Below are 24,412 nucleotides of genomic sequence, written 5' to 3'. Positions count from 1 at the left end.
AATTTTTCTGTTTCCGTGTTTTAAGCGGAAACAACGATATAACCTTTGTGACGGGGAATTGCTTTGAATAAGACTGAATTGATCGACCATATCGCCACCACCGCTGATATTTCTAAAGCGGCTGCTGCTCGCGCACTGGACGCTGTGATCGACGGCGTAACCACCACCCTGCAGAAAAACGACAGCGTGACCCTGGTTGGCTTTGGTACCTTCTCGGTGAGCGAACGCGCTGCCCGCACCGGCCGCAATCCGCGCACCAAAGAAGAGATCGTTATCGACGCAGCGAAAGTTCCTAAATTTAAAGCTGGTAAAGCTTTGAAAGATGCTGTAAACTAACGGACTTCGGTGAGCAGCACAGGTAATAACGCTGTTCACTGGCCAGCAAACGGGCGGTTAGCTCAGTTGGTAGAGCGGAGCCCTTACAAGGCTTAGGTCGGGAGTTCGAGCCTCTCACCGCCCACCAAAGATTGTTTATCAATCACGTTTGCAAAGCAGTAAATCATGTAGTAAAATGTTGCACCTCAGTATCCAGCTGGAGCGGTAGTTCAGTTGGTTAGAATACCGGCCTGTCACGCCGGGGGTCGCGGGTTCGAGCCCCGTCCGCTCCGCCAACGAGATATTGAGTTTAGTAGTACCCCAACAAGGAGCGGTAGTTCAGTTGGTTAGAATACCGGCCTGTCACGCCGGGGGTCGCGGGTTCGAGCCCCGTCCGCTCCGCCAGAATATAAAAACCCGCAGCTTGAATAAAGCTGCGGGTTTTTTCTTTTCCGCTCGATATTTAAAAGAATATCGTCTCCGGCAACATTTATTGACTTCAGTACTCCCCAAGGAAAAATCAATCACCACGGATAATGATTGCTGCTAAGATGTCAATTCAGTTGTCGTCGTAGAAATAAAAACAAAAGGGGAAATCATGTTTGCAAAAAAAATCGCCATCGCGGCAGCCTTGCTGTGCGCATCGCAGGCACAAGCGGTCGCCATCTTCTCGGATAACTTCGACACCGACACGCTGGATCTGAATACCACGGTGTTTCTCGGCGGCTGGACTGTGTCCGGCGGCACGGTCGACACCATCGGCCCCGGCAATTACGACGTATTTCCCGGCAACGGCCACTACATCGACCTCGACGGCTCGACCAACGCTCCGGGCCTGTTCAGCAAAACACTGAGCCTAACCGCCGGCATGACGTACACCGCGACCTTCGAGTTGGCCGGCAATCACCGCACCAGCGAGAACGACACGGTAACGGTCAACTTCGGCAGCGCCAACGGCAGCTACGTCATGGCTGGCGGCGACGCCTTCACGCCCTACAGCCTGACTTTCACGGCCGGCAGCAGCGGCCCTTACAGCCTGAGCTTCAAAAACGACGGCAATAACAACATCGGTGCCTTGCTTGACAACGTGACCGTCACCGCGGTGCCGGAACCGGGCACTTACGCCATGCTGCTGGGCGGTCTGGGCCTGCTGGGCGTGGCTGCGCGCCGCCGTCGTCAAGGCTGATCCGCAACATGGCTGTTTTGCCAAGGATTGCCCTTGCTATGAAGGGGTGTGCACTGTAAAATCCGGCAACCGGAATTGGCGAACGCGAGTTCGCCTTTTTTGTATGTGCAAGCCCCATCAATCCGAATTGGCAGACCATGTTTGAATTTATTCGTACCCATCAACGCTTGATGCAAATCCTGCTGGCGATTGTCATCGTGCCATCGTTTGCATTTGTCGGTATCGGCAGCTACAAGAGCTTTGGCGATGACGCCGGCACCATCGCTAAGATCGATGGCAAACCGCTGACTCAGCAAGAGTTCGACAACGCCGTGCGCAACAAGCTGGACACCTATCGCCAGCGCCTGGGCGCACAGTTTGACCAGAAGATGTTTGATACCCCAGAGTTCAAACAGACCGTGCTGGATGAACTGATTGCGCAACGCGCCGTTGCTGCCGAAGTCATCCATAGCAACCTGAGCGTGCCAGACGCCCAGCTGCAAAAAACCATCATCGAGCAGTTCGGTGGCGCCGCCAACTTCAACAAGGAAACTTACATCCAGATGTTGGCCGCGCAAGGCATGAAGCCGACCGACTACGACGCCCGCTTGCGCCGTGATATGCAGCTGCAACAGCTGGCCAGCGCCGTCGAAGGCACCGGCTTCGCGCCGCGCACCGTGGCCAAGTCGCTGTCCGACATCGCCGCGCAAGAACGCGAAGTGCAGGAGCTGCTGCTGCCAGTGGCCGATTTCGTGCCGCAGGTGAAAGTGACCGACGAGATGGTCAAGGCTTTCTACGAGAAGAACGCCAAGCAGTTCGAAGTGCCTGAGCAGGCTAAGATCGAATACGTGGTGTTCAATGCTGACGCGGCTCAGAGCCAAGTTAGCGTGACCGATACCGAAGTGTCGGACTACTACACCAAGAACTCGGCCCAGTTCACCACGCCGGAAACCCGCCGCGCCAGCCACATCCTGATCGCCGTGAAAAAAGGCGCCAGCGCTGCTGATACCGCAGCTGCCAAGGCTAAAGCCGACGCCATCCTGGCCGAACTGCGCAAGACGCCAGCCGATTTCGCCAAGATTGCTAAAGCCAAGTCGGAAGATCCGGGCTCGGCCGAGCAGGGCGGCGACCTGGGCGTGATCGAAAAAGGCCTGTTGGTGGCCCCGGTAGAGAACGCGATCAACAAGCTGAAGCAAGGTGAGATCAGCGACGTGGTGCAGTCGGAATTCGGCTTCCACGTGCTGACCGTGACCGAGCTGAAAGCTGCCGTGGTCAAGCCGCTGGACGCAGTCAAGACCGATGTCGCCGATCTGCTGAAAAAGCAGAAAGCCGCCAAGAAATACTCGGAAATGGCTGAAGCCTTCACCAACACCGTCTACGAGCAATCGGACAGCCTGAAGCCAGTGGCTGACAAGTTGGGTCTGAAGATCGAAAGCGCTGCCAATGTCTCGCGCACGCTGTCGCCGATGGCCGGCCCTGCGCCGTACAACAACGCCAAGTTCCTGGCTGCGCTGTTCTCGAACGATTCGATCAGCAGCAAGCGCAACACCGAAGCTGTTGAAACCGCGCCAAGCACGCTGGTGGCTGGCCGCATCGTTGAATTCAAGCCTGCGAGCAAGCGTCCGCTGGCCGAAGTCGACGCCGCGATCCGTCAACGCGTGACCATGGAAGAAGCGGCCAAACTGGCGGCCAAATCGGGCGAAGAGAAACTGGCTGCGTTCAAGAAATCGGGCGAAGCGACCGGCTTTGGCGCTGCCAAAGTGGTATCGCGCGCCAAGGCTGAAGGCATCAACGGCCTGGCCATGCAATCGATCATGAAGGCCGACACCAGCAAGCTGCCAGCTTACGTGGGCGTGGACGTGCCGGGCATGGGCTATGGCGTGTACCGCATCGGCAAAGTGCAACAACCTGCGCAGCTGAACGAAGAGCAGCGCAAATCGGAAGCCGAGCAAATCGGCAACATCATTGCCCAGCAAGAGATGGCTCAGTACGTTGAACTGCTGAAGCAAAAAGCCAAGGTGAAAATCCTGAAGCCAATTGCCTCCGCAACGACTGTCACCGAAGTGAAATAAAGCGGGGTTGACGCTGCACGTGCTCTAGTAGCGTGCGGCACCAACCCAACCCGCACACCGCTGCGGCCAGGGTCTGACCCCGTACGGGGTCAGACCCTTTCGTTTTGGGGTGAAAGCAAGCATTGCGCGGCGGCGGCAAAGGCTTCGTCGTCTATACCCCGAAGTTCCAGCGGCCGTGCTTGGGCGTACTTAATGAAGTTGCGGTCAATGGAGCGCAGATAGGCGGGGTCGTAGTGCTGGGCCAGCAATTCATCCACCAGCGCCGGCATTTCACCCGCTTGCGACATCGCTTGCCAATGCGCGATCATTTCCTTGCCGTGCAATTGCGTTAGATGCTCCAGCTGCGCGTTCAGCGTTTGCGGGCTATCGAGGAAGTGTTGGTAATCTTCCATCAGCAAGCGCACGCGATCCTCGCGCGACAGCGTCAGCGCGATGCAGTCTGAGGCGCGCATAGTCTCCATCAACGCGGCCGGCACCCGCAGGTTGCCGACCTTTTTGCTCTCGGCCTCCACAAACACCGGGCGCGCCGGATCGTAGCGACGCAGCACGTCCCAAATACGCGTTTCAAACGCCTTCTGGCTAGGCTGCTGCTGGCTCGGCAAATGACCAAGCACTGAGCCGCGATGCGCGGCCAGCTGTTCCAGATCCAGCACTTGCGCGCCTTGCGCGGCCAGCACTTCCAGCAAGCGGCTCTTGCCGCTGCCGGTGGTGCCGCACACCACCTTGAAATTCAACTCAGGCGCGTGTTCCAGCGCCGCGTTCACTTCCTGCCGAAACGCCTTGTAGCCGCCGTCCAGCTGCACCACCGGCCAGCCGATCTTGGCGAGAATGTGCGCCATCGAGCCGCTGCGGTTGCCGCCGCGCCAGCAGTAAATCAGCGGCCGCCATTCGCGCGGCTGATCGATCCACAGTTCCTCAATATGCTTGGCGATATTCCTGGCGACCAGCGCCGCGCCCAGCTTCTTGGCTTCAAACGAGCCAACTTGCTTGTACATGGTGCCGACGCGGATGCGCTGCTCGTCATCCAGCACCGGTGCATTGATGGCGCCGGGCAGGTGGTCGAGCGCAAACTCGCAGGGGCTGCGGGCGTCGATGATGGCGTCAAAGCTGTCGAGTTGGGACAGCACCTGCTCGATGCTCAGTACTTCTGGATACTTCATTTTGCCTTGATGGTTTTTTGTAATGTGGGCCAGATATTGGCGAGGATGATCGGATGCGCTTCCGCCAGCGGATGCAAACGATCCGGCTGGAATAGCTGCGGCTTCTCAGCCACGCCATCGAGCATGAACGGTACCAGTGGCGCCTTGATCTCCTTGCTCAGCGTGCCGTACATGGCGAAGAATTTATCGGCATAGTCGCGGCCATAGTTAGGCGGCATGCGCATGCCGATCAGCATCACCTTGGCGTCGGCCTTGGCGGCAGCATCGCTCATGGCGCGCAGATTGGTTTGTGCGGCGGCCACCGGCAGGCCGCGCAGGCCGTCGTTGGCGCCGAGTTCAATCACCACCAGGTCAGGCTTGTACTTCGCCAGCAGGGCCGGCAGGCGCGAACGGCCGCCGCTGGTGGTCTCGCCGCTGACGCTGGCGTTGACGACCACCGCATCGATGTTATTCTGCTTGAGTTTCTGCTCCGCCAGCGCCACCCAGCCGGTGCCGCGCGCGAGTCCGTACTCGGCTGACAAACTATCTCCGAGCACAAGCACGGTTTTTGGTGCAGAATAGGCGCTCGCCGCTGCCGATAACAAGAGCAGGGCGGCCAGACATTTTTTAGATAAACGATTAAACATATTCAGCATGCCCGACTTTCCTCAAGCGTCTACACAATTCATGCCGGATGGCCCGGCCTTGGCGGCGTCGCCAGTGACGGCGGCGGTTTCTGTGCAACCGGCCATCGCGGTAAGCGGCTTGGCCAAGCGCGTGGCCGACGCCAGCGGCGAACTGACCATTTTGCACGAGGTGGATTTTACCGTGCAAAAGGCCGAGACGCTGGCAATCGTTGGCGCTTCGGGTTCCGGCAAGTCCACTTTGCTTGGCCTGCTGGCCGGTTTGGATACGCCAAGCGCCGGCAAGGTGGTGCTGGACGGTGTAGACATTTACGCATTGGATGAAGACGGCCGCGCCGCGCTGCGCAAGGAGAAGCTGGGATTTGTGTTCCAGTCGTTCCAGCTGCTGGCGCATTTGACGGCGCTGGAAAACGTCATGCTGCCGATGGAGCTGGCTGGCGCATCGCGTGCGCGCGAGCGTGCCGAGGAAATGCTGTCGCGCGTGGGCTTGGGCAGTCGCTTGAAGCATTATCCAAAATATCTGTCGGGCGGCGAGCAGCAACGCGTGGCCTTGGCGCGCGCTTTCGTGACCGAGCCACCTTTGCTGTTTGCCGACGAGCCAACCGGCAGCCTCGATGCCGCCACCGGCGAAGCCGTGATCCAGCTGATGTTTGAATTGAACCGCCAGCACGGCTCAACCTTGGTACTGGTCACCCACGACCAAGCGATGGCCGCGCGCTGCGCCCGCACCATCACCATCGCCGCCGGCCGCCTCGTTTAGAAATTCGGGGTCAGTTCTGCCAATCGCACACGGGCTCATGTACCAATGGCAGAACTGACCCCGGTTTTAGTGACCCCGGTTTCAGCGGCCGTGGTGTTGGACCATGCGGTTCAGCGCCACGCGAATGGCGGGGATTAGTTCTCCCGCTGTGAGGCCGATCGGGCCTGCGCCTTCAGTCACCAGCACGTCGGCTGCCATGCCGTGCAGCCAGACTGCGGCTAGCGCTGCTTCCCACTGCGGCCAGCCTTGCGCCAGCAGCGCGCCGCACAGGCCCGCCAGCACGTCGCCAGTGCCGGCCGTGGCCAGCGCCGGATTGCCCGTCGTGTTGATGACAGCATCGCCAGTTGGCGCGGCAATTACGGTGCCTGATCCTTTCAACACCACCACTGCGTGCAGGCGTGCCGCCAGCGTGCGCGCTGCGCCCAACCGGTCGGCCTGCACCGCCGCGATGTTCGTGCCCAGCAAACGAGCCGCCTCTAGTGGATGTGGCGTCAGCACCACCGCAGCTGGACGATGCGCGAGCGCGGTTTGCAGCGCCGGATCGGCGGCCAGCAAATTGAGCGCGTCGGCGTCGGCCAGCAACGCACTGCCGCAGCCGATGGCGCGCGCCAGCAAATCCTGCGCTGCGCGCGAGTTGCCCAAGCCGGGGCCAATCACCAGCGTAGCGAGGCTGAAGTCAAAGTCGGCTGCAAGGCGGCACATCAATTCCGGCTGACCGGGATCGCTACTGAGCGCATCCTCCGCAAACAAGGCGTAGACGCGGCCCGCGCCGCTGTTCAACGCAGCCCGCGCCGCGAGGATAGGTGCGCCGCTCATGCCGCGCGCACCGCCGATCACGGCCACATTGCCATAACTTCCCTTGTGCGAGTTATGCCGCCGCGCCCGCAGGTGGCGCGAGAAGAATTTAACGTCATTCAGATGCAGCGTTGCCGGGACATAGTGTGCCGGATCGATTTCCAGGCGCGCCACGTCCACCAGCCCGGCGTAATCGCGGCCGTCGCAAGTGTGCAGGCCGGGCTTGTTGCCGATGAAGGTGATCGTGTGGCTCGCGTGTATGGCGATGCCGTCCGGCCCAACCACCGCGCCGGTGTCGGCATCCAGACCGCTCGGGACGTCCAGCGCCAGCACCGTGCAGCGCAGTTGATTGATGGCCGTCGCCAGCGCGCGGAACTCCCCGTCCAGCGGACGTTTCAGGCCGATGCCGAACAAGCCGTCCAGCACCAGGCTCCAGTCGGTGCCGGCCAGATCGGCATCACCCCACTCGCGGAAGCGCGCGTCGCTGACCTTGGCGCGCTCCAGCGCCGCCTCGCGTTCCGGCGACGGCGTACCAGTTGGCGCAAAATGGATCAGCGTGACTTGTGCGCCGGTGTACGATAAATGCGCCGCCGCTTCCAGCGCGTCGCCGCCGTTGTCGCCGGGGCCGGCCAGCACCAGCACCCGCGCCTGCGTGGTCGAGAAGGGTAGCAGGTCGAGTGCGGCATTGGCGCTGGCCTGGCCGGCGCGCTGCATCAATGCGCCCGGCGGCAGGGCGGCGGCTGCGGCGCGCTCAATGGCGCGGATCTCGGCAACGGAGTAGAGGGGATTCATGGTGCCATTTTAGCATCTAAATTTTGGTAAAGGCGTCTAGTGTACGACGCGCGCGGCGCACTACAATAGACGCTTCACAATTTGGCGAGGCAGGCATGGATTGGCAATTCTGGATTGATCGCGGCGGCACGTTTACCGACATTGTGGCGCGCGCGCCCGACGGCCGGCTACGCACGCTCAAACTGCTGTCCGAGAATCCCGAGCACTATGCCGACGCCGCTATCGCCGGCATCCGCCAGTTGATGGGCGTGGCCAAGGGCAAGCCGATTCCCGTCGCGCAAATCGGCGCGGTGAAGATGGGCACCACGGTCGCCACCAACGCGCTGTTGGAGCGCAAGGGCGAGCCGACTGCACTGGCCATCACGCGCGGTTTCCGCGATGCGCTGCGCATCGCTTACCAGAATCGTCCACGCTTGTTTGACCGCCGCATTCTGCTGCCGGAGCTACTGTACAGCCATGTGATCGAAATCGATGAACGCGTTGGCGCGCATGGCGACACGGTGACTGCGCTTGATCTCACCGCAGCCCGCGCTGGTTTGGCGCAAGCTTACGATATGGGCCTGCGTTCGCTGGCGGTGGTGTTCATGCATGGCTATCGCTATCACGCGCATGAGACCAAGGTGGCCGATCTGGCGCGCGAGATGGGCTTTACGCAGGTCTCGGTGTCGCACGAAATCAGCCCGATGATGAAACTGGTGGCGCGCGGCGATACCACTGTGGTCGATGCCTATCTGTCGCCGATTCTGCGCCGCTATGTCGATCAAGTGGCGCAAGAACTGCCGGGCGTTAACCTGCAATTCATGCAGTCCAACGGCGGCTTGACCGATGCGCGCGCGTTCCAGGGCAAGGACTCGATCTTGAGCGGCCCGGCCGGCGGCATCGTCGGCATGGTGCGCGCTTCCAAACTGGCGGGCTTTGATAAGGTGATCGGCTTCGATATGGGCGGCACCTCGACCGACGTGTCGCACTTCTCGGGCGAGTTTGAACGCGTGTTTGAAACGCAGGTCGCCGGTGTGCGCATGCGCGCGCCGATGATGAGCATACACACGGTGGCAGCGGGCGGGGGCTCGATCCTGCATTTCGACGGCAGCCGGTATCGCGTGGGGCCGGATAGCGCCGGCGCGAATCCCGGGCCGGCCAGTTATCGCCGTGGCGGGCCGCTGGCGGTCACAGACTGTAACGTCATGCTGGGCAAAATTCAGCCCGCGCATTTCCCGCAGTTGTTTGGCACGGACGGCAAGCAAGCCCTGGATGCGGCCACGGTGCGTCAGCGCTTTACCGAGATGGCCGAAGACATCGCCGCCGCTACCGGCAAGGAGACCACGCCGGAGCAAGTGGCCGAGGGCTTCCTCGATATCGCGGTCGGCAATATGGCCAACGCCATCAAGCAAATCTCGGTGCAGCGCGGGCACGATGTGACGGAATATGCGCTGACCAGTTTTGGCGGCGCGGGCGGGCAGCACGCTTGTCTGGTGGCTGATGCGCTGGGCATGAAGACCGTGTTCGTGCATTCGCTGGCGGGCGTGATGTCGGCTTACGGCATGGGCTTGGCCGATCAAACCGCGATGCGCGAGGCGGCGGTGGAGCTGCGTCTCAGTGCCGGCGCACACGCCGACCTCGAAGCGCGCCTGCATGCGCTTGGCCGGCAGGCACGCGCCGATCTGCATCATCAGCAGGTGGATGATGCGCGTATCTCGCTGATTCAACGTGTGCATCTGCGTTACGAGGGTACGGATACTGCGCTGATCGTGTTGTTCGATACGGTGGAAAGCATGCAGCAGCAATTCGAGGCCGCATATCGCAAGCGCTATTCCTTCCTGATGCAATCGCGCGCGCTGATCGTGGAGGCGGTGTCGGTGGAGGCGGTCGGCAAGTCCGACGCGCCATCGGAGTCGGTGGAGCCGGCGCCGCGCCGCGTGTCCGGCCTGATGCCGCACGCGGTAGTGCCGATGTACACCGGCGGCAAATGGCGGCAAACCAGCTTGTACCAGCGCACCAACACGCGCATCGGCGACATCGTGAAAGGCCCGGCGATTATCGCGGAGGCCAATGCCACCACCATCGTGGAATCCGGCTGGCAGGCGGAGGTCACGCCGCATGACCACTTGGTGCTGCGCCGCGTGACAGCGCTGCCGGAGCGGCGCGCCATCGGCACCACGGCAGATCCGGTGATGCTGGAGATTTTCAATAATCTGTTTATGTCGATTGCCGAGCAAATGGGGCTGCGGCTTCAGAACACGGCGCACTCGGTCAACATCAAGGAGCGTCTGGACTTCAGCTGCGCCATCTTTGACGCGGATGGCAATCTGATCGCCAACGCGCCACACATGCCGGTGCACCTTGGCTCCATGGGCGAGAGTATCAAGACGGTGATGCGCGAGAACGCGGGCCGCATGCGCGCCGGTGACGTGTTCATGCTCAACGATCCATACAACGGCGGCACGCACTTGCCTGATGTGACGGTGATTACGCCGGTGTTTGATGAAGCGGGCGCGGATATCCTGTTCTACGTCGGCTCGCGCGGCCACCACGCGGATATCGGCGGCACCACGCCGGGATCGATGCCGCCGGATTCGCGCGTGATCGAAGAAGAGGGCGTGTTAATCAATAACTTCAAGCTGGTTGATGGTGGACGCATGCTGGAGGAGGAAACGCGCACATTGCTGGCCAGTGCGCAGTACCCGGCGCGGAATCCTGATCAGAACTTGGCCGACCTGCGCGCACAAATCGCCGCCAATCAAAAAGGCGTGGAAGAGCTGCATAAGATGGTGGCGCACTTCGGCCTCGATGTAGTGCAGGCTTACATGGGCCACGTGCAGGATAACGCTGAAGAAGCGGTGCGCCGTGTGATTAGCGCGTTGAAGGATGGCGCGTTCACGCTGCCGCTCGATAACGGCGCGCAGATTAAGGTTGCTGTGCGCGTGAATCAAGCCTCGCGCAGCGCGGAGATTGATTTCACCGGCACCTCCGCGCAGTTGGAGAATAACTTCAACGCGCCGTCCGCGGTGTGCATGGCGGCAGTGCTGTACGTGTTCCGCACGCTGGTGGATGACGAAATCCCGCTTAATGCCGGCTGCCTCAAGCCGCTGAAGGTGCTGATCCCGCAAGGCTCGATGCTGAATCCGCGCTACCCGGCGTCGGTCGTCTCGGGCAACGTGGAGACTTCGACCTGCATTACCAATGCGCTGTATGGCGCGCTCGGTGTGATGGCAGCGGCGCAGGGCACCATGAACAACTTCACCTTCGGGAACGCGAAGTACCAGTACTACGAGACCATTAGCGGTGGCTCCGGTGCGGGCGAGGGCTTTGACGGCACGTCGGTGGTGCAGACCAATATGACGAACTCGCGCCTGACCGATCCTGAAATCCTGGAGTTCCGCTTCCCCGTGCGCCTGGACAGCTACGAGATCCGGGCCGGCAGTGGCGGGGCGGGGCAGTGGCACGGCGGTAATGGCGGCGTGCGCAAAGTGCGCTTCCTTGAACCGATGACGGCGGCGATCCTGTCCAACAACCGCATCTACGCACCGTTCGGCATGGCCGGCGGCGAGCCCGGTGCGCTGGGCCGCAATAGTGTGCAGCGCGCCGATGGCAGCGTGGAGGTGCTGGGCCACATCGGCAAGACCGATATGCAGCCGGGCGATGTGTTCATCATCGAGACGCCGGGTGGTGGCGGATTTGGTTCGTCAATTTAAGTTGACAGTCTTTGGTGCGTCAATTAAAGTTGACGCATGACTGATCTCCATCACCTGAAAATTCCCACTGAACCCGGCGACGCCATGGCGGCGGCGCTGGCCTTGCGCGAGCTGGCCGATCAGGTCGAGCGCAAGGCGGTGCGGCAGGCGTTGGCGGACGGTTGGACTTGGGCCCAGATTGCCGAGGCGCTCGGCGTCAGCAAGCAAGCCGCCCACAAAAAGCACGCAGCGAATCTGGCGCGCGGCTGACCGGAGACGAACCATGTTTGCAAAACTAAAGCAGCGCTGGCAGGACACCCGAACTATTATGGCGTTGTCGCTCGGTGCTGAGCAGCGCGCTTTGCAGGAAGGGCAGCAGCATCCGGGCGCGGAGCATTACACGCTGGCCGCGCTCGATCTGCCCGACGGCAGCGCGCGCCGCGTGTTCGCCCGCATCGGCGCCGACCCTGATGCGTATCGCGAAGCTCTCAACAACCGCCACACCGAGGCGCTGAATGCGATCGGTTTTTACGATGCCGCTGTCGAGGCAGCGCCGCCGGCCGAATCGACCTTGCTATTCGACGTCCAGCCATCCGGCCAAGCGCTGATGCAAAGCCTGCCCGAGTTGCAGCGCCGCTTGCCGGCCCCGCTGTGCGGCGCGCACGTGCTGCTGGCTGCTGCGAGCATGGCGCACAGTGCCGCCGGCCGCGCTTTCAAAGCCATCGGCATCGACCTGCAAACCCTCGGCAGCGCCGCTGAAGCCGAACTACGCGCCGCCATGCCTTCTTGATAAGCGCATTTGGCGATACCCGAGGTATCGCCATCCGCTACCGCCCAGACATCACTTGTCCAGCTTCCGGCCGCCGACGTAAAGTTTGATTTTTAACAGGCCGGGGGAACACATCATGCGTACGATACTGAGGATCTTTCGATCCCGCAGCACGTCGCGCGCCGCGATCATTTCTGCCTTCGCGCTCTGCGGCCTGTATTTCGTTTCGTGGTACGTGATCAGCCATTACCTGACCGCCGGCCTGACCGGCTTCTAAACCATGCGCCTACGCCTGCTGACTGCAATCTGCCTTTCCCTTCAACTCAGCGCCGCATTGGCGCAATCAGACACCGAAACTGAGCCCGCGCCAGAGCAAGTGCTGCTGGTCGGCCAGCGTCCCGGCCCCGGCCTGTGGAAAGTTAGCAAGGACGACCACGTGCTCTGGATCTTCGGTACTTATTCGCCGCTGCCGAAAAAGATGGAGTGGCGCTCGCAGCAAGTAGAAACCATCCTCGGCCAAACGCAGGAATACCTGTCGCCACCGGGCGCACAAGCGCACGTCGGCTTCTTCGGCGGCCTCGGCATGCTGCCTAGCCTGATCGGCGTGAAAAAGAATCCCGATGGCGCAACGCTGAAAGACGTGCTGCCCGCCGATGTCTACGCCCGCTGGCAGCCGCTGAAAGCCAAATACCTGCCTGACAATGACGACATCGAGCGCGAACGTCCGATCTTCGTGGCGGACACGCTGTACGACGCCGGCCTGCGCCAGGCCGGCCTGGGCAAGGGACACGAGGTGGAAGAGAAGATCTTCAACATCGCCAAGAAGCGCAAGATCAAGGTCACCCGCACCGCGATTCAGCTGGAAATGGACAGTCCGGCCAAGATGATCAAGGAGTTCAAAAAGTCTCAACTGGCCGACACTGCCTGCTTCGACAAAACTTTAATGCGGCTGGAAAGCGATCTCGACGCCATGCGCTTGCGCGCCAACGCGTGGGCCAAGGGCGACCTTGAAGCGATCCAGAAGCTCAGCTACGCCGATCAGGAAGCCGAGTGTGGCGACGCCATGCGCAACGCCGAATTCGTCAAGAACACGCCGAACTTCCAGAACGTGAAACAGCGCGTGCGCGATTCGTGGCTGGCCGCCGCCGAGCAGGCGCTAAGTACCAACAACAGCAGCTTTGCCACGCTGCGGCTGTCCGACATCCTCGGCCCGAATAGCTACCTGGCTGCGTTGAAGGCCAAGGGATATCAGGTCGACAGCCCGGAATAAACTTAGGCCACCACCGAAATACCATATTTGCGCTGGGTGTGCTGGTACTGCGCCATGAGCGTTTCCAGCGTCGGATGATCGGGATCGAGCCGGCGCATGCGCTCCAGCAGGAACTGGCACTGCTCGGCCAGCGGCGCCTCCCAGCCCAGATCGTCCAGCTGCTTGAGCATGGCCGATGCAGCCGCCGGCAGCAGCGACATATTGCCCGGCGCCTTGCGCAGCGCCGCGCTCAGCGTATCGACCGCGGCGCGCAGATCGCCTTGGCCGCGCTGCTCGGCCGCGTGCGCGATCAGCTCGTCCACCTGGTGCTTGATCTGTTCGCCCATGCCCTCGGCCAAGTCGTGGCGGCCGGCTTTTTCAAACACTTGCACCGCGTCGTCCATGGAGACGCCGCTTTCGGTATCGTTCATCAGGTTCAGCATCAGATCCGAGGCTTGCTGATCCAGCTTGATATTCAGGCAGCTGTGCACCAGACCGATTTTCAAGTCGGTCGACAGGCCACGGCTGGCGCCGACGGCGTTGACCGCGTTGGTCAGCTCGTTGGCTGCGCCGCTGAGGTTGCCCATCATTTCCTGCAGCAGGCCCGATGCAATCGCTCGGCAGGCATCCACGTTGGCGCTGGCGCGCAGCGAGCGCTCCATATCGCGGATCACGCCGCTGGCCTGGTTGGCGTCGCCTTTCTTGACCAGCGTCTTGACCAGCCTGACGTGATCCTCGGGATTGCGGAACTCGGAATACTTGGCCTTGGCGACCACTTGTTTGAACGCCTTCTCGGCCACGCCGACATCGCCGGTTTCAAACGCCACATCGCCGAGGTGGCGCAGCCGGTGCACCATATTCGGTGAAATGGCGACCGCGTCTTCGAGGATTTTCTTGGCTGCTTCCTGCTGGCCCAGTGCCTGGTGCGTGCGCGCCAGCAGGTCGTAGGCGGCCATGTACTGGGTGTTGTGGTTCAGCAGTTCTTGCAGCGTCGATTGCGCCTCGACGTATTTCTGCTGGCCGAACTGGCAGCGCGCCAGCCCCAAATGCGCCCACGCGATCGGCTTGGTCATCAGCAGCAATTGATAGACGCGCTCGGCCTCGGCCAAATCGCCCAATTGCGACAGCAGCTCCGCGCGCAGGCGGGCGAAGTCAGCGGCGTAGCGGGGATTCTTTTCCTCGCCGGTCACGCATTCGGCAATCGCCTTGCGCAGATTGCCCAACTCGATCATCTGGTAGGCGCGCATGAACACCTCGCGCCGGTCCACGGCCTTGCGGACGCGTTGCAGCAGCGCGTCGACAGTGAACGGCTTGAGCACGTAATCGGTCGGGGTCAGCTCGGCCGCGCCGATCACCTTGCTGTACACGCCTTCCGAGGTCAGCATGATGAAAATAGTCCACGGCACGATCAGCTTGTGGTGGCGCAGATCTTCCAGCAATTGCTGGCCGTCTTGCCCGCTGTCGCCGGCGCCGCTGCCCAAGTCGTACTCGCACAAGATCACATCGTAGCTTTTCTTGTTGATCTGGCGGATAGCCGTGCCGGCGCTGACAGCGTCATCGATGCTGGTAATGCCGGCCTGACTCAGCATGTTGCGCAAATTGGCGCGCATGCTTTGGTTAGGGTCGACCAGCAGGACGGACAGGGCGGCGTAATCGGACATCAGGAGCTTTCTGCCGGCGAGGGCGTTGGGTTGGCAGCGGCCTTCTGGCGCGCTGTCGCATATTGTGCCAGCAAACCCGGCAATAATGGGTGCTGGGGATTGTGTTCGCGCATGCGCCGCATCAGCATCGTGCATTGCGTGGCCAATTGTGCGTCCCAGCCAAGCTCGCCGATGAGGCGCAGCATGGTGGTGACGCTGACCGACCACAGGTCTGTATGGTCGGGATAGCGTTGCAGCGTGTCCTGCAACACTGCGACTGCGCCGCGGATGTCGCCGCTGCGGCTGAGGGCGGCGGCTTCGCGCACCGCCCCGTCCACGGCCTGTTCCTGGGTTTGAACGTAGCGCTTGGCGATGTCTTGGCGGCCGGCTTGCTTGCACAGGGCGGTGACTTGTTCGGCATCGACGCCGCTATTCGGGTTGGCGATCAGCTGGTTGAACAGCGCTTCGGCCTGCTCGTCGAGCCGGGTTTCCAGGCAGCTGTGCGCCAGTCCCAGCTTGAGGTTGGCGGACATGCCGGTAGCTTCGGCCAGTTTTTCCATGGCCTTGGCCAGTTCGGCGGCTGCGCCGTCGGTGTCGCCATTGAGCTGCTTGACCATGGACGAGGCATAGCAGCGGCACACTTCCACGCTGGCCGTGCTGCGCATCGACCGTTCCAGGTCGCGCACCACGCTGGCTGCGCCGGCCGCATCGCCCTTGTGCACCAGCGCGCGCACCAGGTTGACGTGGTCAGCCGGGTCGCGGAATTCCGAGTACTTGGCCTTGGCGACGACTTGCTTATAGGCCTTTTCAGCCCCGGCGACGTCGCCGGACGCCAGCGCCACGTCGCCGAGGTTGCGCAGGCGGCGCACCATGTGCGGTGATAGCGCCACGGCGTCTTCCAGCACTTGCTTGGCGTCGGCGTCCTTGTCTTGATCGCGCAGCAGCTGGGCCAGCAGGTCGTAGGCCGCGATGAACTTGGGGTTGCCGGCCAGTAGTTCGCGCAGCAGCGCCTCGGCATCCGCCAGCCGGCCCAGCGCGTAGACGGCACGCGCCTGACCCAGCTGCGCCCAGCCCAGTGTCTTAAGATTGAGGATGCCGGTATAGGCTTGCTCGGCGTCGGCGTGGCGGCCGAGGCTGGCCAGCACTTCGGCGCGCAAGCGGGCGTAATCGATGGCGTAGCGCGGCTGCGCCGCTTCGTTACGCAGGCAGATGTCGATTGCTTCGCGCGCGCGGCCTTGGCCGATCAGCTGGTAGACCGGCAGGAACACGGCGCGCCGCTCCAGCGCGCGGCCGATACGCTGCGATAGCACGTCCACCGTGAACGGCTTGAGGATGTAATCGGTCGGCAGCAGTTCGGCAGCGCTAACCACCTTGCTGTACACGCCTTCCGAGGTCAGCATGACGAAAATCGCCCCCGGCCCGATCACCTTGTGGTGGCGCAGGTCCTCCAGTAATTGCTGGCCGTCCTGGCCGGCGCCGTCGGCGCTGGTGCCGAGGTCGTACTCGCACAGGATCACGTCGTAGGATTTGCTGGTCAGCGCGCGGATGGCGGTGGCGGCGCTGACCGCTTGGTCGACCTTGGTGATATTCACCTGGGTCAGCATATTGTGCACGCTGGCACGCATGCTCTGATTGGGATCGACAATCAGAACCGACAGATTGCTATAGTCTGGCATGGCTTGCTCTCGGAGACCGGCTACTTTCGAAAGAGCATACTCGAAGGAAAACCGAAAAGCGGAATTTTTGCCTTTTTTGCCTCGAAATGTTGCTTCGGAGGCACGTTTTGCTGCCCTGCGGCGACGAAATATCCAAGGGCGGCGGGTGGCGGGCGAGGGGCTGAAAAGGTATAATGCGCGCAAAGGAAAATTCTGCATTACATAGTAGCTTGTGCCCCATCTCCCTTTAAACCGCAGCCTAGCTGCATCAACTACCTTCCCACCATGCTGATTCTGCCGGGTTCCAACGCCCTGTCCGCATTCCGTAGCCAACGCCTGTTGAACCAACTGCAAGCGGTGCTGCCTTCCGTAGCCGCTGTTCAGGCACGCTATGTCCACTTCATCGATGCCGCCGCGCCGCTGTCCGCCGACGACACCCAGCGCCTGACCGGCCTGCTGACCTACGGTGAACCGGCCCACGCCGACAACACCGAGGGCCATGCCGAGGAATTCTTCGTCATCCCGCGCTTCGGCACGATTTCGCCGTGGGCGTCGAAAGCCACCGACATCGTTCACAACTGCGGCATGGCGCACATCAAGCGCGTTGAGCGCGGCGTGGCGTTCCGCATCAACCTGAAGACCGGCATCCTGGGTACTTCGCTGGGCGCCACCAAGAAGCTGAGCGACGAAGAACTGCAAGCCGTCGCCGCGCTGCTACACGATCGCATGACCGAATCGGTACTGCGCTCGGCTGACGACGCAGCCGGCCTGTTCCGCGAACTGGAAGCCCGTCCGCTGGAATCGGTAGACGTGATCGGCAGCGGCAAGGCCGCGCTGGACAAGGCCAACACCGACCTCGGCCTGGCCATGTCGGAAGATGAAGTGGAATACCTGGACGCCGCCTTCACCAAGGCCGGCCGCAATCCAACCGACGTTGAACTGATGATGTTCGCGCAGGCCAACTCCGAGCACTGCCGCCACAAGATCTTCAACGCCGACTGGACCATCGACGGCGTGGCGCAGCCAAAGTCGCTGTTCGGCATGATCAAGAATACCCACCAGCTGCAGCCGAAAGGCACCGTGGTTGCCTACAGCGACAACTCGTCGATCATGGAAGGCGCGGAAGTCATGCGCTTCTTCCCGCAGGCCGGCAGCAATGAATACGCGCCGACCACCGAGCTGACCCACACGCTGATGAAAGTGGAAACCCACAATCACCCGACCGCGATCTCGCCATTCCCTGGCGCCTCGACCGGCGCCGGCGGTGAAATCCGCGACGAAGGTGCAACCGGCCGTGGCGCCAAGCCAAAAGCGGGCTTGACCGGCTTCACCGTGTCCAACCTGCTGCTGCCGGGTGCCGTGCGTCCATGGGAAAGCGATGCAGTCGTTACCGCGCCGGTAAGCGACTACCGCGACAGCGGCACCCCGTACGGCAAGCCAGAGCGCATCGCTTCGCCGCTGCAAATCATGATCGACGGCCCGCTGGGCGGCGCTGCCTTCAGCAATGAATTCGGCCGTCCGGTGCTGGGCGGTTACTTCCGTACCTACGAACAGAACATCGGCAAGCAGTTCGCCGGCGCGCACGACACCGTATTCGGCTATCACAAGCCGATCATGATTGCCGGCGGTATCGGTAACATTTCGTCGCAGCACACCCACAAGAACGACATCCCGGTCGGCAGCCTGCTGGTGCAGCTGGGCGGCCCGGGCATGCGGATCGGCATGGGCGGCTCGGCTGCCTCGTCGATGGCAACCGGCACCAACACCGCCGATCTGGACTTCGACTCGGTTCAGCGCGGCAACCCGGAAATGGAACGCCGCGCGCAGGAAGTGATTAACGCTTGCTGGCAGCTGGGCGCGAAAAACCCGATCATCTCGATTCACGACGTAGGCGCGGGCGGTCTGTCGAACGCCTTCCCGGAAATCACCAACGACGCCAAGCGCGGTGCGATCTTCGACCTGCGCAAAATTCCGCTGGAAGAGAGCGGCATGGCGCCGAAAGAAATCTGGTCGAACGAATCGCAAGAGCGTTATGTTTTGGCGATTTCGCCTGCCGACCTGCCGCTGTTCCAATCGATTTGCGAACGCGAGCGCAGCCTGTTCGCCGTGGTTGGTACCGCCACCGAAGAGCGCCAGCTGAAGCTGATCGATCCTGAACTGGGCAACAATCCGGTCGATATGCCGATGGAAGTCCTGCTCGGCAAACCGCCAAAAATGCAGCGCGACGTACACCATGTGCAAAACGATTTCCCGGCCATCGACCTGACCGGCATGGATCTGGAAGAGGCCGCCAAGCGCGTGCTGTTGCTGCCGACCGTGGGCGACAAATCGTTCCTGATCACCATCGGCGACCGTACCGTGGGCGGCATGTCCGTGCGCGACCAGATGGTGGGCCCTTGGCAGGTGCCGGTGGCTGACTGCGCTGTGACCGCCATGAGCTTTGAAGGCTACAAGGGCGAAGCAATGGCCATGGGCGAGCGTACTCCGCTGGCTGTGATCGACGCTGCTGCTTCGGGCCGCATGGCGGTTGCCGAAGCAGTGCTGAACATCGCTGCTGCGCCGATCCGCTCGATCGAAGACATCAAACTGTCGGCTAACTGGATGGCTGCTTGCGGCCAGCCGGGCCAGGACGCAGCGCTGTACGACACCGTCAAAGCCGTCGGCATGGAACTGTGCCCGGCGCTGGGCATCTCGATCCCGGTCGGCAAGGATTCGCTGTCGATGCGCACCACCTGGAAAGAGGGCGATGAGTCCAAAGCCGTGTTGTCGCCAGTGTCGCTGATCGTCTCGTCGTTCGCTCCAGTGTACGACGTGCGCAAATCGCTGACGCCGCAACTGCGTACCGATGCCGGCGAAACCTCGATCATCCTGATCGATCTGGGCCGTGGCAAGAACCGCCTGGGCGCCTCGGCGCTGGCGCAAGTCATGGGCCAGCTGGGCAACTCGGTGCCGGACGTGGACAATCCAGAAGACGTGAAAGCCTTCTTCGCCGCGATTCAGCAATTGAACGCTGACGGCAAACTGCTGGCTTACCACGACCGTTCGGACGGCGGCCTGTACGGTACGCTGACCGAGATGGCCTTCGCCGGCCGCGCTGGTCTGTCGATCAACCTCGACATCCTGACCCTGGAAGAGGGCCACGGCGCCGATCAAGGCGACGCCAAGAACTGGGCCACTCAAGTGGCCGAGCGCCGCAACGAGCAAACCCTGCGCGCGCTGTTCTCGGAAGAGCTGGGTGCCGTGATCCAGGTCCGCGCCGACGAGAAATCGGCCGTGATGGACGTGCTGCGTTCGTTCAACCTGGGTGCTTGCAGCCACATCATCGGTAAGCTGAACGACCGTGGCGTGATCGAATTCACCCGCGACGCCAAGATCATCTACGCCAAGCCGCGTGCCGAGCTGCACCGTCTGTGGAGCGAAACCAGCTGGCGCATCGCCCGTCTGCGCGACAACCCTGCTTGCGCAGACGCTGAATACGACCGCCTGCTGGACGAGCAAGATCCTGGCATCACCCCGAAAGTCACCTTCGACCTGTCGGAAAACGTGGCGGCACCGTTCATCGCGACCGGCGTTCGCCCACGCGTTGCCATCCTGCGCGAGCAGGGCGTCAACTCGCACATCGAAACCGCTTACGTGATGCACCAAGCCGGCTTCACCGCTGTGGACGTGCACATGAGCGACCTGATCGCCGGCCGCGCCAAGCTGGATGACTTCCAAGGCATCATCGCCGTCGGCGGCTTCTCGTACGGCGACGTGCTAGGCGCGGGCGAGGGCTGGGCCAAGACCATCCTGTTCAACAGCGCGCTGTCTGATCAATTTGCCAAGTTCTTTGCCCGCAAAGACAGCTTCGGCCTGGGCGTCTGCAACGGCTGCCAGATGATGAGCAACCTGAAACCGCTGATTCCTGGCGCGCATGCATGGCCGAAATTCACGACCAACAAGTCGGAGAAATTCGAAGCCCGCTTCGCCATGGTGGAAGTGCTGGACTCGCCGTCGATCTTCTTCAGCGGCATGGCCGGCACCCAGACCCCGATCGCCATCGCCCACGGCGAAGGTTATGCCGACTTCTCGCAAACCGGCAATATCGCCGAAGCCGTGGCCGCCATGCGCTTCGTCGACAACCGTGGCGCAGCGACTGAGGCCTACCCGTACAACCCGAATGGCTCGCCGCAAGGCCTGACCTCGGTGACCACTGCGGACGGCCGCTTCACGGTAATGATGCCGCACGCAGAACGTGTATTCCGCTCGGTGCAGCATTCGTGGGCGCCGGAATCGTGGGGCGAGGAATCGCCTTGGATGCGTATGTTCCGTAATGCCCGTAAGTTTGTGGGTTAATGAATGGGTAACTAAGCGTTGAGGTGTTTATTCGCCTCACGGAAGGAGAGCGGCGCGAGCCGCTCTTTTTGTTTGTGCGTGAATAAGCGAACCTCATTCGGCGCATGACGGGCATAATCTCTTAATGCCCAGCCGATAGCTTTTTGAATAAAGAATTCTTTTTCGTGGGCCAGCGCCAGCGAATAATCAAATAAACGCTGCTGATCAGTTTTGCCGCGCCAGCCTAATTGGTGCAATAAAGCGATACGGCGCATCCAGAAATTACGGTGTTTTAATGCGTCGTCCATATAATCGTGGCGGTGGCGTAAAACGTCGCCAATAATACCGGCTAAGGAATCCACGGTATCCCACCACGACTTATCCTGCACCAATTCCATTAACGCTGGAATATCTTCGATATCTAATTCTTTCCAATGCATGGCCAGCAGATCCAGCGCCACGTATTGATATTCGCGCTGTGGCAGCTCCCACAAGGCGCGGGCATGCTCCAGCAGTGTCTCGCCTCTCAAGCCCTTGAGCAGCGTCCGGCAGGTTGCGCGGCGCTGTGGCGTGCCGACGCCCATGAAGTCGAACTGGTCGCGCATGTAGGCGCGCATGGCGGGAGCGCGTTCGCTATCGGCTTCAGCGGCGAGGGCGATGGCTACATCGGTCAGGAAGTCAGGTTTCATGCTAGTTGTTGGCTTATACAAGCCAGCTTTGAGTTTGAGAAGGGCGTAAAAAAAGCGCCTGCATGCAGGCGCTTCTTGTTCAGCAGAACCAGATTACTGGATCTTGGCTTTCTTCAGCAGTTCTTCGCGGTAGGCTGCGATCTTACGCTGTTGCAGGCCTTCGGCCACTTGCGGTTTAACTTCTTCCAGCGATGGGAACTTGGTTGGACGCGATTCTTCCAGTTTGATAACGTGGTAGCCGAATTCCGATTTAACTGGAGTCTGGGTCAATTCACCTGGTTTCAAAGCGACCATTGCATCAGCAAATGGTTTTACCAGTTTAGCTGGGGTCATCCAGCCCAGATCGCCGCCATTGGCGCCCGAACCTGGATCTTTCGATACTTTGGCCAGGTCTTCGAATTTACCGCCGGCTTTCAGCTTGGCGATAATATCTTTGGCTTCCTGTTCGGTTGCAACCAGAATATGACGCGAGTGATATTCGGTGCCGCCCACAGTGGCTTTATATTTGTCGTATTCAGCTTGAATCTCAGCGTCTTTTACTGGATTCTTTTTCACATAATCAGCCAGCATGGCGTTGATGGTAATGCTTTGACGGGCATTATCAATCGCGGCGGTGACTTCTGCCTTTTTGCCGTAACCCTGTTTATCCGCTTCTTGCAGCAATACTTCGCGGCTGATCAATTCTTTTTTAACGGCTTCGCGCAGTTGCGGCGAATCTGGCTGCTGGCCTTGGGCCACAACTTGTTTCACCATTTGATCAACTTTAGCGGCAGGAATGGCCTTGCCATTGACGGTCGCGACGTTCTGAGCGAAAGCTGGAGCGGCTGCAACAGCGATCAGGGCTAACATCAGGCGGGCTGGCTTCAACATCATTATTTAAATCCTTAAAAAATTACACTCTGAAGGTGCATGATACCAACGCTGAATCAAAAACGGCGCCCCGCAGGGCGCCGCCTTTCATAACATTACTGCACTTTTGCTTTCTTTACCAGTTCTTCTTGGAAAGCTTGCAGCTTCTTCTGGGTCAGGGCTTCGGCCACTTGTGGCTTCACTTCTTCCAGAGTTGGCAGCTTGGCTTGGCGCACGTCGTCGACCTTGATCACGTGGAAACCGTTAGGGGTTTGCACTGGCTTCTCGGTCACTTGGCCTTTTTGCAGGGCGGTGAAGGCCTGTGCGAACACTGGAGGGAAGGACGAAGGCGAGGCCCAGTCCAGATCGCCGCCGTTAGCTGCCGAGCCGGTGTCTTTCGACTGCTTGGCCAGGTCTTCAAACTTGGCGCCGCCTTTGATTTTGGCGATCACGTCGTTGGCTTCAGCTTCGGTACCCAGCAGGATGTGGCGCACGTGATATTCCTTGTCGCCGGCTTGTGCCACGAAACGGTCGTACTCGGCCTTGATGTCGGCGTCCGACACTGGGTTTTTCTTGACGTAGTCAGCCACCAGCGCGTTGATGATGATGGCTTGGCGGGCGTTTTCCAGCGCCGCTTTCACGTCGGCGTTCTTGCCGAAACCTTGTTTTTCCGCTTCTTGCATCATGACTTCACGGCCGATCAGGTCTTTCTTGATCAGATCGCGCAGTTGTGGCGAATCAGGCTGCTGGCCTTGGGCCACGACTTGCTTAACGACCGCGTCGACGCGCGAGGTCGGAATAGCCTTGCCATTCACCACGGCGACGTTTTGTGCGAAAGCTGGTACAGCGACAACGAGAAGTGCAATCAGCAACTTGGCTGGCTTGAAAGTCATTATTAATTCCTGTCAGGGGAAAGTTATAGCGAATTAGCTTGGACGGCTATGTCTTGTCTTCAATTATTTTAAAAGCCGATAGCGGCCATCATACTTCGGACGGAGCCAAAGCTGTAATGGCCAATGCATGAATCTCTTTATGCATCATATCGTGCACAGAATCATACACGAGACGATGCCTTGTGACGAGTTTCAGGCCTTCGAATTGTAACGAAACAATTCTGACGTTGTAGTGGCCGCCGCCGGAGGCCGCACCGGCGTGGCCGGCGTGGGCGGCGGAATCGTCATCCAGCACCAGTTCGATCGGCGCCAGCTTGGCTTCAAAGGCGGCACGCATGCGCGCCATGCGGGTATCTTGGGTCATGCCTGGTCTTTCATGTGACGCGATAAATAAATCGTTTGCGCAACAATAAACACAAACATGATGGCGGTGGCGCCGAAAGCTTTAAAACTGACCCAGGCGTCGGTATTGCCTTTGAATACGACGAAGGCCAAGTACCAGTTCAATGCGCCCATGAAGATAAAGAAGGCGACCCACGCAAAGTTCAAGCGCGACCAGATCAGTTCCGGCAACTCGATGATTTCTTTCATCGACTGGCGCATCAAGTTCTTTTTAAACAGCAGGTCGCTAAACAGCAGCACCACGGCAAACAGCCAATAGATGATGCTCAGTTTCCATTTAATGAAATCCTCGTCGTGCAGGTAGATGGTCAGCCCGCCAAACACCACGAACATGGCCAGCGACACCCACAACACGCCATCAACTTTACGCCCGCGCGCCTTGATCCAGGCGATCTGCGCCATGGTGGCCAGAATGCCGACCAGCGTGGCGATCACGATCGGCGATTGCTCGGCGGTGACCGAACCGCCGGAAATCATGCCGCTCAGGTAGGTGTTGATGAGGTGCTGGGATGCCTCTGCGTTCATGCCCGCTATCTTGTAGGAGGCGAAGAACAGCAGTACCGGAATCATGTCGAACAGGAATTTCATGATGTCTTTTA

The 24,412-nt window shown here is 60.6% G+C and carries 20 protein-coding genes and 3 tRNA genes; 13 read left to right on the top strand and 10 right to left on the bottom strand.

All coding sequences use genetic code 11. The features are described 5' to 3' along the window. Nucleotides 1-63 precede the first annotated feature (63 nt). From hbs to GTP45_RS11275, 6 genes are all read left to right on the top strand, one after another. Nucleotides 64-336, top strand: coding sequence for a non-specific DNA-binding protein Hbs (gene hbs, locus GTP45_RS11300; protein ID WP_161013955.1), 273 nt, complete (start codon nucleotides 64-66; stop codon nucleotides 334-336). Between the two features lie 51 nt (nucleotides 337-387). Continuing rightward, nucleotides 388-463 (top strand) — tRNA-Val (locus GTP45_RS11295). 71 nt (nucleotides 464-534) lie between these two features. Then, nucleotides 535-611, top strand: a tRNA-Asp gene (locus tag GTP45_RS11290). 32 nt (nucleotides 612-643) lie between these two features. After that, nucleotides 644-720, top strand: a tRNA-Asp gene (locus GTP45_RS11285). Between the two features lie 193 nt (nucleotides 721-913). After that, entirely contained in the window at nucleotides 914-1,501 is a 588-nt protein-coding gene (locus GTP45_RS11280) for a DUF642 domain-containing protein (protein ID WP_161013954.1), read from the top strand. 137 nt (nucleotides 1,502-1,638) lie between these two features. Beyond that, a complete protein-coding gene (locus GTP45_RS11275) occupies nucleotides 1,639-3,552 on the top strand; it encodes a SurA N-terminal domain-containing protein (RefSeq protein WP_161013953.1) in 1,914 nt (637 codons plus the stop codon). 89 nt (nucleotides 3,553-3,641) lie between these two features. Here GTP45_RS11275 and mnmH read toward each other — a convergent pair whose 3' ends face one another. Together mnmH and GTP45_RS11265 are read right to left on the bottom strand one after the other, a co-directional pair. Further along, the gene (gene mnmH, locus GTP45_RS11270; protein WP_161013952.1) at nucleotides 3,642-4,712 is read right to left on the bottom strand and encodes a tRNA 2-selenouridine(34) synthase MnmH; all 1,071 of its coding nucleotides are present in this window, start codon (nucleotides 4,710-4,712) and stop codon (nucleotides 3,642-3,644) included. After that, nucleotides 4,709-5,347: an arylesterase gene (locus tag GTP45_RS11265; RefSeq protein ID WP_161013951.1), complete on the bottom strand. Its 639-nt coding sequence runs from the start codon at nucleotides 5,345-5,347 to the stop codon at nucleotides 4,709-4,711. The genes mnmH and GTP45_RS11265 overlap by 4 nt, the downstream gene beginning before the upstream one ends. A 31-nt stretch (nucleotides 5,348-5,378) precedes the next feature. Between GTP45_RS11265 and GTP45_RS11260 the strand changes: the two genes are divergently transcribed. After that, the gene (locus tag GTP45_RS11260) at nucleotides 5,379-6,095 is read left to right on the top strand and encodes an ABC transporter ATP-binding protein (protein WP_161014202.1); all 717 of its coding nucleotides are present in this window, start codon (nucleotides 5,379-5,381) and stop codon (nucleotides 6,093-6,095) included. Between the two features lie 81 nt (nucleotides 6,096-6,176). On the opposite strand, the gene GTP45_RS11255 is transcribed toward GTP45_RS11260, so the two are convergent. Continuing rightward, complete coding sequence (locus GTP45_RS11255) at nucleotides 6,177-7,682, bottom strand: NAD(P)H-hydrate dehydratase (protein ID WP_161013950.1); 1,506 nt, start codon at nucleotides 7,680-7,682, stop codon at nucleotides 6,177-6,179. Between the two features lie 95 nt (nucleotides 7,683-7,777). On the opposite strand from GTP45_RS11255, the gene GTP45_RS11250 reads away from it, so the two are divergent. The 5 genes from GTP45_RS11250 to GTP45_RS11235 all read left to right on the top strand — a co-directional run bounded on the left by GTP45_RS11250 (nucleotide 7,778) and on the right by GTP45_RS11235 (nucleotide 13,392). Further along, nucleotides 7,778-11,374, top strand: a complete 3,597-nt coding sequence (locus GTP45_RS11250; protein WP_161013949.1) for a hydantoinase B/oxoprolinase family protein — start codon at nucleotides 7,778-7,780, stop codon at nucleotides 11,372-11,374. Nucleotides 11,375-11,410: 36 nt separating this feature from the next. Then, complete coding sequence (locus GTP45_RS11245; RefSeq protein ID WP_161013948.1) at nucleotides 11,411-11,623, top strand: helix-turn-helix domain-containing protein; 213 nt, start codon at nucleotides 11,411-11,413, stop codon at nucleotides 11,621-11,623. A 13-nt stretch (nucleotides 11,624-11,636) separates the two neighbouring features. Beyond that, complete coding sequence (locus tag GTP45_RS11240; RefSeq protein ID WP_161013947.1) at nucleotides 11,637-12,143, top strand: Clp protease N-terminal domain-containing protein; 507 nt, start codon at nucleotides 11,637-11,639, stop codon at nucleotides 12,141-12,143. Nucleotides 12,144-12,258: 115 nt separating this feature from the next. Beyond that, nucleotides 12,259-12,399, top strand: coding sequence for a hypothetical protein (locus tag GTP45_RS27950; protein WP_166454589.1), 141 nt, complete (start codon nucleotides 12,259-12,261; stop codon nucleotides 12,397-12,399). A 3-nt stretch (nucleotides 12,400-12,402) separates the two neighbouring features. Then, a complete protein-coding gene (locus GTP45_RS11235; protein ID WP_161013946.1) occupies nucleotides 12,403-13,392 on the top strand; it encodes a TraB/GumN family protein in 990 nt (329 codons plus the stop codon). Between the two features lie 2 nt (nucleotides 13,393-13,394). On the opposite strand, the gene GTP45_RS11230 is transcribed toward GTP45_RS11235, so the two are convergent. Beyond that, entirely contained in the window at nucleotides 13,395-15,032 is a 1,638-nt protein-coding gene (locus tag GTP45_RS11230; protein ID WP_161013945.1) for a tetratricopeptide repeat protein, read from the bottom strand. Beyond that, nucleotides 15,032-16,687 (bottom strand): tetratricopeptide repeat-containing response regulator, encoded by a 1,656-nt coding sequence (locus tag GTP45_RS11225; RefSeq protein WP_161013944.1) that lies wholly within the window; start codon nucleotides 16,685-16,687, stop codon nucleotides 15,032-15,034. Before GTP45_RS11225 ends, GTP45_RS11230 begins: the two co-directional genes overlap by 1 nt. Nucleotides 16,688-16,951: 264 nt before the next feature. Between GTP45_RS11225 and purL the strand changes: the two genes are divergently transcribed. Further along, complete coding sequence (gene purL / locus GTP45_RS11220; protein WP_161013943.1) at nucleotides 16,952-21,001, top strand: phosphoribosylformylglycinamidine synthase; 4,050 nt, start codon at nucleotides 16,952-16,954, stop codon at nucleotides 20,999-21,001. A gap of 11 nt (nucleotides 21,002-21,012) precedes the next feature. Here the strand turns inward: purL and GTP45_RS11215 are convergent, their stop codons facing one another. From GTP45_RS11215 to GTP45_RS11195, 5 genes are all read right to left on the bottom strand, one after another. Next, the gene (locus GTP45_RS11215) at nucleotides 21,013-21,669 is read right to left on the bottom strand and encodes a DNA alkylation repair protein (RefSeq protein WP_161013942.1); all 657 of its coding nucleotides are present in this window, start codon (nucleotides 21,667-21,669) and stop codon (nucleotides 21,013-21,015) included. 93 nt (nucleotides 21,670-21,762) lie between these two features. Beyond that, a complete protein-coding gene (locus tag GTP45_RS11210; protein WP_161013941.1) occupies nucleotides 21,763-22,542 on the bottom strand; it encodes a peptidylprolyl isomerase in 780 nt (259 codons plus the stop codon). Between the two features lie 92 nt (nucleotides 22,543-22,634). After that, a complete protein-coding gene (locus GTP45_RS11205) occupies nucleotides 22,635-23,411 on the bottom strand; it encodes a peptidylprolyl isomerase (protein WP_161013940.1) in 777 nt (258 codons plus the stop codon). 88 nt (nucleotides 23,412-23,499) lie between these two features. Further along, nucleotides 23,500-23,775, bottom strand: coding sequence for a BolA family protein (locus GTP45_RS11200; protein WP_161013939.1), 276 nt, complete (start codon nucleotides 23,773-23,775; stop codon nucleotides 23,500-23,502). Then, nucleotides 23,772-24,401, bottom strand: a complete 630-nt coding sequence (locus GTP45_RS11195; RefSeq protein WP_161013938.1) for a septation protein A — start codon at nucleotides 24,399-24,401, stop codon at nucleotides 23,772-23,774. The genes GTP45_RS11200 and GTP45_RS11195 overlap by 4 nt, the downstream gene beginning before the upstream one ends. Nucleotides 24,402-24,412: the final 11 nt, after the last annotated feature.

The sequence above is a fragment of the Duganella rivi genome (assembly GCF_009857435.1).
Lineage (GTDB): Bacteria > Pseudomonadota > Gammaproteobacteria > Burkholderiales > Burkholderiaceae_D > Rugamonas > Rugamonas rivi.
This window is presented reverse-complemented; position numbering and strand designations above follow the sequence as displayed.